We start from the raw sequence: 12,733 nt of genomic DNA on the forward strand, positions 1-12,733 counted from the left end.
GGTATTTTTTGCTGGGACACAAAACGTTTATCTTTTGCAAAATGAGGTCATCTCTGGTAAGATAAGTGTTTGAACGATTCAAAAAAGGCAGGTATTGCGACGATGATAAGCACTCAGAACGTGACGCTGCGCTACGGCAAGCGCGCACTGTTTGAAGATGTATCCATTAAGTTTACCCCGGGTAACTGTTACGGCCTCATCGGTGCGAACGGTGCAGGGAAGTCTACCTTCGTAAAGATCCTCTCCGGAGAGATCGAGCCGACGAGCGGTCACGTTTCGGTGACACCGGGCGAGCGTATCGCTGTATTAAAGCAGAACCACTTTGAATTCGACGAGTACGAAGTGTTGAAAACAGTTATTATGGGTCATGAGCGCCTGTTCCAAATCATGGAAGAGAAAACCGCTCTTTACATGAAAGAAGATTTCTCTGAAGAGGACGGCAATCGCGCGTCCCAATTAGAGGGAGAATTCGAAGAGCTGAACGGCTGGATGGCGGAAGCAGATGCGGCTAGCTTGCTGATCGGTTTGGGTATCTCGACTGACCTTCACGACAAGCTGATGAAGGACCTCTCTGGTTCAGAGAAGGTGCGTGTTCTGTTGGCTCAAGCGCTGTTCGGTAATCCACACATCCTGCTGTTGGATGAGCCGACGAACCACTTGGACATCGAGTCGATTCGCTGGTTGGAGAATTTCCTGGCAGACTATGAAAACACCGTTATCGTCGTATCCCATGACCGTCACTTCCTGAACAAGGTTTGCACGCACATCGCGGATATCGACTTCGGTAAGATTCAAATGTACGTAGGTAACTACGATTTCTGGTACGAATCCAGCCAATTGGCACTGAAAATGGTTCGTGATCAGAATAAGAAGAAAGAAGAAAAAATGAAGGAACTGCAAGAGTTTATCGCGCGTTTCTCCGCCAATGCTTCCAAGTCCAAGCAGGCGACTTCGCGTAAAAAGCTGTTGGAGAAAATTACGTTGGATGACATTCGTCCATCCAGCCGTAAGTATCCGTTCATCAACTTCAAGCCAGAGCGTGAAGCGGGTAAAAACCTCGTAGCAATCGAAGGCTTGAGCAAAACGGTTGAAGGCGAAAAGCTGTTTGAAAACCTCCACCTCACCATTAACAAAGGGGACAAAGTTGCTTTTGTTGGACCGAATGAGCTGGCAAAAACGACCTTCTTCCAAATTTTGATGGGTGAAGTTCAACCTGACAGCGGTTCTTTCGAATGGGGCGTTACGACTTCCCAAGCGTACTTCCCGAAAGACAACGCGGAATACTTCAGTTCGGACTTAAGCCTCGTTGACTGGCTGCGCCAATACTCCAAAGATCAAGACGAGACATTCATTCGTGGATTCCTTGGTCGCATGCTGTTCTCTGGAGATGAAGCGCTGAAAAAAGCGAACGTATTGTCCGGGGGAGAAAAGGTTCGCTGCATGCTGTCCAAGATGATGCTGGCTAGTGCCAACGTATTGATCATGGACGAACCGACGAACCACTTGGATCTAGAATCTATTACTGCTCTGAACAACGGCTTGATTGACTTCGACGGTACACTTCTGTTCGTATCTCATGACCACCAGTTCGTACAAACGATTGCGAACCGGATCATTGAGTTCACGCCGAAGGGTGTCATTGATAAGATGATGACGTATGACGAGTACCTGGATAGCGATGAAATCAAGCGCCTGCAGGCAGAGCATTACGCGTAAGCTTGATACACATAAAAAAGCCCTTGGCTTCGCACAAACCGTGCTGAAGTTCAAGGGCTTTTTCTCATGATGGCGAAGAAGTGGTGTCTTCTACGAACTCTACCTTACTGAGGAATGCTTCCTTACTCGAAAAAATGACGCGCTCTTTTCGCGGCAAAGTAAAGAACACGACGATATACTGATCATCTATGTATTCTACCGTGCCTCGTTTCTTCGGTCTTTGTATCGTTTTCACGGGTTTGTTCAACCACTCGTTCATCTGCTGTTCCTCCTACCTGGCTTTCCCTTTTATTATACCAAGATTAGGGGCGATGCCCAATGACATGTGCAGTCATCGCTATGCGAAGAAGCATTTGATCGTGTCCGTTTTCCGCATTTAATCCTGTCCATTCCCGGATGAGCTGTATGCGGTATTTGATTGTATTTTTATGGACAAACAAACGACGTGCTGCTTCCGTGTAATTGCCATCTGCTTGTAAAAAGACTTGCAGGGTTTGCAGGAGCTGTCCATTTTTTTCGCGATCATAGCTTTGAATTTTTCCCAGACATTCATCCGAGAAAGCTTGGGCTTCCGTGGCAGGGTCGTCTGCATACATAATTCGTTCGAGCCCTAGGGTGTGAAAGCTTTTCAAGCAAAACATAGGTTCAACCGTTGAATTAACAGATTGTAGAGCTGTTCGAAAGCTGATCAGTGCTTCGCGATAACTACGGACGATGCCTTCCCGATGCGGATGAAATCGCCCTATTCCTGCAAAAACTGGCTGGTGCAGCTTAGTGGAGATGAGCTTCAAGCACTGCTCATGCAGCCATTGCAGGATCGTTTCCGTACAGACTGGATCTGGCATAGGCACGAGCAATAGAACGCGATTTTCTTGATCCAATCCATACAGAATCGCCTCGTTTGAAGAAACCAAGCTCCGCAATGCGTCCAGCAGATAGTGGTTCTCTTGCCAAATTTCCATCCCTGTTTTGTCGTGGGGTGAGATGCTTACGATCATCGCGATATAGTGATCAGAAATTTCCCAGCCTACTTCATTTGTCTTTCGAATCAGCACATCATAGGAAGGAATCTGCCCAGTGACGAGCTGTTGCAAGAAATCGTTGCGGAAACGTTGAAGAGTCTCATGAATGGCCCGTTGCCGCTGCATCTCCAGTGACAAGAGGGCGGCACTTTGCTCGATGGCGACCTTTTCCCACGTGTACAGATCTCGCTCAATCTGCCCAATGACGATGGCTCCTTGCACGATTTGGTCTTGGAGCAGCCAGCGGATATGCGGACCTTCATTCAGTCTGCTAAGAGGTTCATGTGTCAGTCTAACCGGAGCGCGCTGACCATAGAGCTTGTCCCATGAAAGGTCTTCAGGTAACTGGGTGGGGGAGGAATCCCATTTCCATTTGAGATGAGGAACCTGGATAGAGACGGGAGCGTGAAGGATATCAAACAGTAAATCCGCCAAGGTAGAGATCGGTTCTCCTCCCGTCAAGTAGTGATGAAACCTTTCATATATGGCATGGGTACGGTCCAGTTCGATGCGTTGCTTGTCATTGATGTATTGAACAACCGGGACGATGACATCTGACCATGCTTTATCCATCGGAAAGGATAAAATCGGAAATGCGTGTTTGGTTGCGTGGGTAATCACGTCTTCTGGAATAGCCTCGATGTATCGCCCTAGTTTGACGGCAAGGCCGGGAGTGCCGATTTCGACCAGTTCATCGATGAGCGTAATCAGCCGCTTCGCACAAGTTTTTTGATGAGAAAGAAACGGAAAGCCTGTCGTAAGGACGAATTCACCAGGACGAAGCCACCTGTGGCCATCGGGAGAGTCGAACGAAGTGACGCCAAGCAGCTCCTTGTCCAGAAATGCTTCACCTGCAAGTACGGCCGAATCATCAAAGCCCCCGACTTGTATAAGCTCACGGACAGTAATCAATACGCTCACCACGCCTTTACTAGCTTTTAGCTATCTGTACAAAACCTTGCTCTGTTTTCTAGCCAAGTGAACAAAGGAAATGATCGAATTTTTAGATAATACTAATGTACATGTCCATGCTGTGTACAGGCAATGGGACAAAACGAGCAAACTGGGGGGAGTCGCATGAAAGCGAGGGATTGGCTTGGGGTACTGCCGTTCATTGGGATGCTGGGAGGAATTCCGTTTGTGAATCGAGTCGAGCCATACGTGTTGGGTATGCCGTTTGTCCTGTTTTGGATCGTCCTTTGGGTCGTCTTAACCTCCGTCATCATGGCGTTCTTAAACAAAATCGACCCTGCCACGAAGGAGGATCGCTCATGAATATCGCCCTGATCATCATTTTTGCGTTTTTACTGCTATCCTTCTACTCCGGCATTCGTGCACAACGAGGAAAAGACATGAACATGGAACAGTGGACAGTTGGGGGGAGAGGATTCGGTTCGATCTTTATTTTCTTACTGGTAGCAGGCGAAATCTATACGACATTCACCTTTTTGGGAGGAAGTGGCTGGGCGTACTCCAAAGGGGCGCCATCCTATTACGTTCTCTCGTACATCTCCCTCGCATATGTTATTTCCTACTGGCTGCTGCCACCGATCTGGCGGTATGCCAAAGAACACAAGCTCGTCTCCCAATCCGATTTCTTTGTGAGCAAGTACAAGAGTCCGTTACTCGGCATTTTGGTGGCAGCGGTAGGGGTCATTGCGATTATTCCTTACCTCGTCCTGCAATTCAAAGGCTTGGGGATCATCGTATCAGAAGCTTCCTACGGTTCCATCTCGCCCGCTGCGGCGATCTGGCTCGGGGTCATTGCTGTGACGATTTACGTTATGATCTCAGGGATTCACGGTTCGGCATGGACGGCTGCGATCAAAGACATCATGATCTTCGTTGTCGTAGTCTTCCTTGGTCTCTACCTTCCCTTTCATTACTACGGGGGCATTCAGCCAATGTTTGAAGCGGTACAAGCCTCCAATCCAGGTTTCTTGACGTTCCCGGAAGAGGGCTTGAGCATCTCCTGGTACATCTCCACGGTGCTGGTCACGGTATTCGGATTTTACATGTGGCCGCATACGTTCGGCTCTGTTTTTTCGGCGAAAAATGAAAATGTATTTCGCAAAAATACGGTCATGCTGCCGCTCTATACCTTAATGCTGCTGTTTGTGTTCTTTGTCGGTTTTACTGCAATTCTACAAGTGCCTGGATTAAAAGGGGCAGATGGCGATCTTTCCTTGCTTCGACTTTCCCTGCAAACCTTCGATCCGTGGGTAGTCGGGATCATTGGAGCAGCAGGCTTGCTGACGGCACTCGTACCAGGCTCGATGCTTCTGATGACAGGAGCGACGCTATTGGCGAAAAATGTGTATAAAGTTCTGGCACCAAACACAATGGATGTACAAATCGCCCGGATTGCCAAATGTCTAGTGCCTGTCATCTCGTTGATCTCGCTCTACTTTACGTTGAGTGGGGGAGATACGCTCGTTACGTTGCTATTGATGGGCTATAGCTTGGTCACTCAGCTATTTCCGGCATTGCTTTTCAGTCTCTCCCCACAGCCGTGGGTGAATAAATACGGAGCATTCGCCGGGATCTTATGTGGGGTGTCGACCGTTGCGTATGTGACGATCTTCCAGGTGACGATTGCGACGATGTTCCCGAATTGGCCATCTGTGATCAAAGACTTGAATATTGGCGTTGTGGCTTTGCTAGTCAATCTTGTTGTGATGTTTGCTGTGACATTTGTGACGAGGAACCTTCCCATACTGAATCGTCATGCGACCAACACAGAAGGGACACCCACACTATAATAAACGTTTCCTAGAGGAGGAAGTAAAATGGCAGATACCGTTTTTCTGAATGGACAAGTGATCACGGTAGATCAACAAAATCGGGTGGCAGAGGCAGTCGCAGTCAGAGGGAATCGCATCCTTGCTGTCGGGTCCAGTGAGGATGTGAAACAGTTGATTCAATCGCATACCAAAGTCATTGATTTGCAAGGGAAGAGTCTCTTGCCTGGCTTTATTGATGCCCATCTGCATATTACGATTTACGGTACCAACAAGCTGGGGGTTGATTGCAAGGCGAGGAAAATCCGTTCGATCGAAGAGCTGCTCGCCGCACTAAAAGAGCAAGCTGACAAAACTCCCGCTGGAGAATGGGTGAGGGCGTGCGGCTTTGATGAAAATCTGATGATCGAACAACGCTATCCGACCCTTGCCGAGCTGGATGAAGTGACGACTGCGCATCCTGTTTTTGTCATGAGGACGTGTGCTCATCACTCTGTCGTGAATAGCAGAGCGCTTGCCATAGCGGGATACGACCGAGACACAGCTGATCCCCAAGGCGGACGTATTGATCGTGATAACAATGGTGAGCTAACCGGATTTCTCATCGAAACAGCACATATGAAAATGTTTGAAAAAGCTGCCTTCACGGAAGACGAGTACAAGCATGGATTGCGGTTGGCTTCGGAAGACTTTGTTGCTGCGGGCATTACGAGTGTCCATGATGCAGGAGGATACGGAGCGCATAACTATCGGGCCATGCAAAAAGCAGTACAAGCAGGAGATGTAAAAGTTCGCATCTACGCTATGGTTTGCGCGCTGAACCAATCCGATGATTTCGTCCGAAAAATGATCGATGCAGGGATGGTGACAGGTACGGGTGATGCTCGCTTCCGTATTGGGCCAGCCAAAGTGTTTACCGATGGAGCAAGCATTGCGCCTACAATGGCAATGCGTGAGCCGTTCACCAGCAGACCAGATGATTACGGAATTCTCTACTATGAGCAGGACGAGTTGAATACCATTTTGGGAGAGGCACATGCAGCTGGCTTTCAAATTACCGCTCATGCCCAGGGAGATCGAGCGATTGACATGCTGCTGAATTGCTTTGAAGCTGCACTAGAAGCACATCCGCGCGAGAACCACCGACACCGGATTGAACACGCTGGTGTTTCAACACCTGATCTCTTGGCGAGAATGGCCCGCCTAGGTGTCGTTCCGATTCCGAATCCTGCTTTTATCTACGATCACGGCGATTCCTACGTGAAAAATATCGGTGAGCGAGCCGGGCATATGTTTCCGGCGAGGGACCAGTTTGATGCGGGGATCATTGCTGCCGGAGCGTCGGATAGTCCTGTGACGGATTTCAACCCGTTGCTCGGCATTCATGCAGCCGTGAATCGCATGAGCAAAACAGGTCAGGATGTGGGCACCAATCAGCGGGTCAGCATCATGGAAGCGATTCGCATGTTCACCTGGAATGGAGCGTACGCCAGTTTTGAGGAGGGGATTAAAGGAAGTATTGAGGCTGGAAAGCTGGCTGATCTCGTAGTGCTGGACGGCGATATTTTGGCAACACCATCAGATCGTATCAAGGAACTGCGCGTGGACAAAACGATTGTGGATGGGGAGCTTGTCTATCAACGGCAAGATGAGGAGGTCTTACAGTCATGAACGTAAAAGCAAGAAGGCTCACAATCAACGAAGAGCGGCTGCAAAAACGAATCGAGCAATTGGCGCAAATCGGGAAAATCGGTGAAACGGGCGTATGTCGGCTCGCTTTGTCCGCAGAAGATCGGGCTGGTGTGGAGCTGGTGCGCAGCTGGATGGAAGAGGCAGGCCTTCAGACCAGGATTGATGACTTTGGCAATCTAATTGGTCGGATGGCTGGGAGGGATGACCAGGCTCCGATTCTGATGATTGGCTCACATATCGACTCACAGCCGTACGGAGGGCAGTATGATGGTGTGATCGGTGTATTGGGGGGACTGGAGGTCGTTCAGACGTTAGGTGAGCAAGGGATCGTGCCCTCTCAACCGATTGAAGTCGTTGCCTTCTGTGACGAAGAGGGATGCCGGTTTCAAAAAGGGTTGTTTGGCTCCAAGGGTATTCTCGGGATGCTGGACCCGACGGACTTGGAGAGGACTGATAAAAATGGCATCACACGCAGGCAAGCACTGATTGATTTTGGCTGTGACCCAGACTGTTTGGAGGCCTCAATTTATCCGAAAGGCAGCATTGGCGCCTATCTGGAGCTGCATATTGAGCAGGGACCGATTCTCGATGATGCCAAGGAGGCGATCGGAATCGTGTCGGCGATATCCGGGCCATTGTGGTGGACGGTGGAGCTGACTGGCTTTGCCGGGCATGCAGGATCAGTACCGATGCCAATGCGCAAGGACGCGCTAGTCGGCGCGGCGAAAGTGATCCTGGCTGTGAACGAGCTGGCAAAGCTCGATCCAAAAGCTCCAACAGTCGGTACAGTGGGTCATTTGGAGGTTTTCCCGGATTCGCGCAACATCATTCCGGAGCGGGTACGTTTCTCGATTGACTTGCGGGATATCGATTTGAACCGTCGGGATGAGCGTGAACAAGCATTGCGTGAGGCGATCGAGCTAGCTGCCGTAGAAGGTGGATTGCAATATACCATAACCGAAGATACAAATAGTGACCCGCGTTACTGCGCAGACTGGATCAAGGCGATCATGCATGAGGAGGGCAGCAAGCTCGGTGCATCCGTACGCGAACTGATGAGTGGTCCTTTCCATGATGCTCTAGCACTCTCGTACGTATGTGATTACGGAATGATTTTTGTCCGCTGCAAGGACGGTATCAGCCATAATCCGCAGGAATATTCCGCCTATGAAGATATTGCACTCGGAACAGAGCTGCTCTACAAAACGGTTTGGCGCATGAGCAACGACCAGTAATCGGAAAAGTCGCCTGTCTAAGCGGATAGGCGACTTTTTTCATACACCAGAAGGCGAGACTTTACAGACTGTTTTTGATATATTTTAGTCTTAGAGGTTCAATTCAGAAATGAGAAAGGGAGAATGGCATGAAAATGCGTGTTTCCGCTGTGCAGTACCACCTGCATACCATACATAGCTTTGAAGACTTCGCGAACCAAGTTGAACACTACGTGAAAAACGCGCAAGAGTACGATACAGAATTTCTTCTGTTCCCAGAACTGTTTACGACGCAGCTCATGTCAATTGGAGACGAACAAGGGAATGCGCTCCCGATCACAGCATTGCCGTCATTTACTGACCGTTATGTCGAGCTGTTTCGCTCGCTTGCAGCCAAATATGACATGCATCTGATTGGTGGAACCCACATCATTGAAGAAAACGGCAAGCTTTACAATACAGCTTTTCTGTTCTACCCGGATGGACGAGTAGGCCAGCAGAAAAAAATCCATATCACGCCATGGGAAGTAAAAGGCTGGAACATGGGCGCGGGAGACTCGTTGCAAATTTTTGAGACGGACAAAGGAAAAGTAGCGATGATCATCTGCTACGACATTGAGTTCCCTGAGTGGGTGCGAATCGCAAAAGCGCGTGGAGCAGACGTTATTTTCTGCCCATCCTGCACAGATGATCGCCACGCTTTCCACCGCGTACGCTATACCAGCCACGCCCGGACGATCGAGAACCAGGTGTATGTCGTGCTGACAGGTACAGTAGGCTCTCTGCCAACGGTTGATTTCATGCGTGCGAACTTCGGACAAGCAGCGATTTTGACGCCAAACGATGTTCCGTTCCCTCCTCGAGGCGTTCTTGCAGAAGGGGAGATCAACCACGACATGCTGGTAACGGCTGATCTGGATATCCAGCTGCTTTACGACGTGCGCGAAAAAGGCTCCGTAACGACGTGGCGCGACCGACGCACGGATTTGTATACAGATTGGAAATAAGTGTTTCATCTTGATTTGGACAGCAGGAGGATGAATATGTACAGAAAAGAGCTGTATGTATTTGAAGGGGACAAGCCACGCAAAGCCGTTCTTCGCAACTACAATCGCTCAGACTTTTTCGAATTGATTCAAATTCAGGCGGAGAGCTTCCCGCCGCCGTTTCCGTCTGAGCTATGGTGGAATCAGGAGCAGCTGACGAACCACATTACGCTGTTCCCGGAAGGCGCCATTTGTGTCGAAGTGGACGGTGTTTTGGCAGGTTCGATGACGGGATTGCTCGTGAAGTTTGATCCCGCCCATCCGGAACACAAGTGGGAGGATATCACGGACAGCGGTTATATCCGAAATCACGATCCGCAGGGGGATACATTGTATATTGTGGATATTTGCATACGCCCCAACTTCCGTAAGCTGGGATTGGGTCAGCAAATGATGCAAGCGATGTATGAGCTGGTCGTACAAAAAGGACTGAAAAGATTGCTCGGCGGAGGTCGCATGCCAGGATATGGGCGCTATGCAGACCAATGGACACCCGAGCAGTATTTGGAGCGTGTATTGACAGGGGAAGTAAGAGACCCGGTGATTACGTTCCTTATGCGCTGCGGCCGCACACCTGTTCAGGTCGTGGTTGACTATTTGGAAGACGAGGAGTCGCGCAACTACGCGACGCTCATGGAATGGAAAAATCCATTTCAGCAGCAGCTCTAGTATGTTTTTCTGACATATTTGATCGAGAGGGGATTTGACTCATGGAATTCGTACGTATTCAACATATTGACAACCCGTTGTTCGCGAAAATGCATCGTTTGATGCAAGAGGTATTCCCACCAGAGGAAGTACTGGATTACGACCTGTGGAGAGAACCACTGGAAGACCCGGGTATTCGCGTATTTGTAGCCGTACACGAAGGAGAAGTCGTGGGCGCTACCGAATACCGTTACTACACAGATATGAACGTAGCGATGACCGACTTCACCATCATTGGTCGTGAAGGACTAGGCGTTGGACGTTTTCTGGCAAGAGAGCGCCAAAAGGATCTTCTCGCATTGGCTGCTGCAAACGGTAAAGAGCTGTACGGTATGTTTGCAGAAATCTATGATCCATATCGCGTAGAAGAGCACGGCTTTGGCGGAATCAAGCCAATGGACCCATTCGTGCGCCGCGAAGTACTCTCTCATCTGGGCTACAAACGTACGAATTTTACATATGTTCACCCATCCTGGCAAAATGACGGCGAAGCGGTATCCGGACTCGATTTGGGCTTCATGCCGACAAACGAAGAGCAAACGACGCTCGAAGCTGAGCTGATCGTCACTTTCTTGAAGCGTTATTATGCAGTCCTCCCGCAAAAGCCGCAGGCGTGGCTCGACATGGTAAAGGATTTGGAGAGCAAAGAAACGGTAGAGCTGCTCCCTATCTAATCGAAAGACAACAAGAACCAACTCTCCTGTGGAGCTATGTTCACGGCTCCACGGGAGTTTTTCGTCGTATCAGAGTCAGATTATTGCGAAAAAATCAAGGGGGCAAAAATGAAGGTAATGAGATATCGGATCAGCAAGCGGAGCTACTCGCTGACATTCACTTTCGAAAAATGGATATGTCCGACGAGATTTTTGTTATCGACGTAGATGGCTATATTGGCAGCAGCACGAAAAAAGAAATTGAGTATGCAAAAGAACATGGGATAACAGTCCGCTATTACTCAAAAAGCGAGATAACAGATCAGATGATCGTCGAATTATTTACCTAACGAGCAAATAAAAGCAGAGGTGAGCCAGGTGAAAGCTCAAAATCTAGCGTCGATCCTTCTCTACATAGCAGTTATTTTTCACTTGCTGGGCATGAGTGGCTGGACTTCTGCGAAGCTGGCACAACCATTCGAACTCGTCATACTTGCGCTGATGCTCACGTCCATTTTTGTTTTGCGGAAAAAGAAACGAAAGAAGCGCCGTGCCAGAAGACCGGCACCGGAAGTTGCAGTCATGCTTGAGCATGCCGAAGAAGGAGAGCCAGGCAAATGATTAATGACACCCACATCCAGGCGATTCTGGATGCTTCCCACGACGGGATCATCGCTGTCGATCGGAATTCCACAATTATTTGGGTCAACAAAAATGCGATGGAAATACTCGGTCTGCCAGGCAATATCATCGGAGAAAAAATTACCCGTTACATTCCCCATTCGGATATGCTGAGAATTTTGGCGACAGGAAAAAAAGAGATCGGGGACATCGCTACGATCCTGAATCGCCAAATCATCATCAACCGTTTGCCTATTGTTGTGGATGGAGAGATCGTTGGAGCTGTATCCACCTTTAAGGAAATCACCGACATACAAAAAATGGAGATGCGCATTCGCAAGCAAAGCATGGAGAGCGGTCTGGAAGCCAAATTTCGTTTGGAGGATATCATTGGACAATCTTCTGTGATCCGGGAGGCGAAGGACTGGGCGGAAACCTTCGCGCGGACAGATGCGACTGTTCTCATCCAGGGAGAGACCGGAACCGGCAAAGAACTGTTCGCCCAAGGGATTCATTTGAGCAGCCAACGAGCAACCGGACCATTTATCCCTGTCAATTGTGCAGCTCTCCCCGGCAATTTATTGGAAAGTGAGCTGTTTGGCTACGAGGAGGGTGCTTTTACCGGTGCGCGAAAAGGTGGCAAGCCAGGCCTGTTCGAATTAGCCCACGGAGGTACCCTGTTTCTCGATGAAATCGGCGAGATGTCGATCCCGATCCAGGCGTTGCTACTCCGCATTTTACAGGAGAAAAAAGTACGCCGAATAAGCGGAGAGCGTATCGTCCCGGTCGATGTGAGAATCATTGCGGCAACCAATCGGGATTTGGAGCGGCTGGTAGAAGAAAAGCTGTTTCGCTCGGACCTTTACTTCCGATTGAATGTGTTGACGCTGGAGCTGCCTCCTTTGCGAGAACGGATAGAAGATATTCCACTACTGGTAGCGTCGATCATGGGAGAAATCACGGAACGAGGAGATAAAAAGCATCTGAGGGTAGATGAAGCTGTTTTCCATGTTCTCAAGCAATATGATTGGCCCGGAAACGTACGTGAACTACGCAATGTGGTTGAAAGAATGGTCTTGCTTTGTAAAAATGACAAACTTGGCAAGGACGATACCGCTTTTTTCGCCAAAAAGTTGATTCAGCGACAAGCATTCCAAGACCAAGACGAGAGAGAAGCAGAAGTCATCCGAAAGGCTTTGCTGGAAACAAAGGGAAATAAGGGCGAAGCGGCGAAGATTTTGGGAATGGATCGCTCTACGCTGTGGAGAAAAATGAAGCGCTACGAAAGACTGTAGAATTGATGCGGTTGCAACATAGGTG

General features: G+C 49.2%; 13 protein-coding genes. 11 read left to right on the plus strand and 2 right to left on the minus strand.

All coding sequences use genetic code 11. The features are described from left to right. Nucleotides 1–102 precede the first annotated feature (102 nt). Nucleotides 103–1,716 (plus strand): ABC-F family ATP-binding cassette domain-containing protein, encoded by a 1,614-nt coding sequence (locus AB1L17_RS13155; RefSeq protein ID WP_412845288.1) that lies wholly within the window; start codon nucleotides 103–105, stop codon nucleotides 1,714–1,716. A 64-nt stretch (nucleotides 1,717–1,780) separates the two neighbouring features. On the opposite strand, the gene AB1L17_RS13160 is transcribed toward AB1L17_RS13155, so the two are convergent. Both AB1L17_RS13160 and AB1L17_RS13165 read right to left on the minus strand, forming a co-directional pair. Beyond that, nucleotides 1,781–1,975, minus strand: a complete 195-nt coding sequence (locus tag AB1L17_RS13160; RefSeq protein WP_412845289.1) for a hypothetical protein — start codon at nucleotides 1,973–1,975, stop codon at nucleotides 1,781–1,783. A 43-nt stretch (nucleotides 1,976–2,018) separates the two neighbouring features. Further along, on the minus strand, nucleotides 2,019–3,659 hold the full coding sequence (locus tag AB1L17_RS13165; protein ID WP_412845290.1) for a PucR family transcriptional regulator: 1,641 nt from the start codon (nucleotides 3,657–3,659) through the stop codon (nucleotides 2,019–2,021). Nucleotides 3,660–3,815: 156 nt separating this feature from the next. On the opposite strand from AB1L17_RS13165, the gene AB1L17_RS13170 reads away from it, so the two are divergent. The 10 genes from AB1L17_RS13170 (at nucleotide 3,816) to AB1L17_RS13215 (ending at nucleotide 12,708) form a co-directional block, all read left to right on the plus strand. After that, nucleotides 3,816–4,013 (plus strand): DUF3311 domain-containing protein, encoded by a 198-nt coding sequence (locus AB1L17_RS13170; protein ID WP_412845291.1) that lies wholly within the window; start codon nucleotides 3,816–3,818, stop codon nucleotides 4,011–4,013. Then, complete coding sequence (locus tag AB1L17_RS13175) at nucleotides 4,010–5,500, plus strand: sodium:solute symporter family protein (protein WP_412845292.1); 1,491 nt, start codon at nucleotides 4,010–4,012, stop codon at nucleotides 5,498–5,500. The genes AB1L17_RS13170 and AB1L17_RS13175 overlap by 4 nt, the downstream gene beginning before the upstream one ends. Before the next feature lie 27 nt (nucleotides 5,501–5,527). Beyond that, entirely contained in the window at nucleotides 5,528–7,150 is a 1,623-nt protein-coding gene (locus AB1L17_RS13180) for an amidohydrolase (protein WP_412845293.1), read from the plus strand. Beyond that, entirely contained in the window at nucleotides 7,147–8,406 is a 1,260-nt protein-coding gene (locus tag AB1L17_RS13185; RefSeq protein ID WP_412845294.1) for a M20 family metallo-hydrolase, read from the plus strand. Before AB1L17_RS13180 ends, AB1L17_RS13185 begins: the two co-directional genes overlap by 4 nt. A gap of 128 nt (nucleotides 8,407–8,534) precedes the next feature. Further along, nucleotides 8,535–9,392 (plus strand): carbon-nitrogen hydrolase family protein, encoded by an 858-nt coding sequence (locus AB1L17_RS13190; protein WP_412845295.1) that lies wholly within the window; start codon nucleotides 8,535–8,537, stop codon nucleotides 9,390–9,392. Nucleotides 9,393–9,428: 36 nt separating this feature from the next. Beyond that, nucleotides 9,429–10,100 (plus strand): GNAT family N-acetyltransferase, encoded by a 672-nt coding sequence (locus tag AB1L17_RS13195; protein WP_412845296.1) that lies wholly within the window; start codon nucleotides 9,429–9,431, stop codon nucleotides 10,098–10,100. A 41-nt stretch (nucleotides 10,101–10,141) separates the two neighbouring features. Continuing rightward, nucleotides 10,142–10,813 (plus strand): GNAT family N-acetyltransferase, encoded by a 672-nt coding sequence (locus AB1L17_RS13200; RefSeq protein WP_412845297.1) that lies wholly within the window; start codon nucleotides 10,142–10,144, stop codon nucleotides 10,811–10,813. An 83-nt stretch (nucleotides 10,814–10,896) separates the two neighbouring features. Then, nucleotides 10,897–11,142: a hypothetical protein gene (locus AB1L17_RS13205; RefSeq protein ID WP_412845298.1), complete on the plus strand. Its 246-nt coding sequence runs from the start codon at nucleotides 10,897–10,899 to the stop codon at nucleotides 11,140–11,142. A gap of 28 nt (nucleotides 11,143–11,170) precedes the next feature. Continuing rightward, nucleotides 11,171–11,413 (plus strand): hypothetical protein, encoded by a 243-nt coding sequence (locus AB1L17_RS13210; RefSeq protein ID WP_412845299.1) that lies wholly within the window; start codon nucleotides 11,171–11,173, stop codon nucleotides 11,411–11,413. Next, nucleotides 11,410–12,708, plus strand: coding sequence for a sigma-54 interaction domain-containing protein (locus tag AB1L17_RS13215; protein WP_412845300.1), 1,299 nt, complete (start codon nucleotides 11,410–11,412; stop codon nucleotides 12,706–12,708). Before AB1L17_RS13210 ends, AB1L17_RS13215 begins: the two co-directional genes overlap by 4 nt. Nucleotides 12,709–12,733: the final 25 nt, after the last annotated feature.

It is taken from the genome of Brevibacillus jepli (assembly GCF_047229145.1).
Classification (GTDB): Bacteria; Bacillota; Bacilli; order Brevibacillales; family Brevibacillaceae; genus Brevibacillus.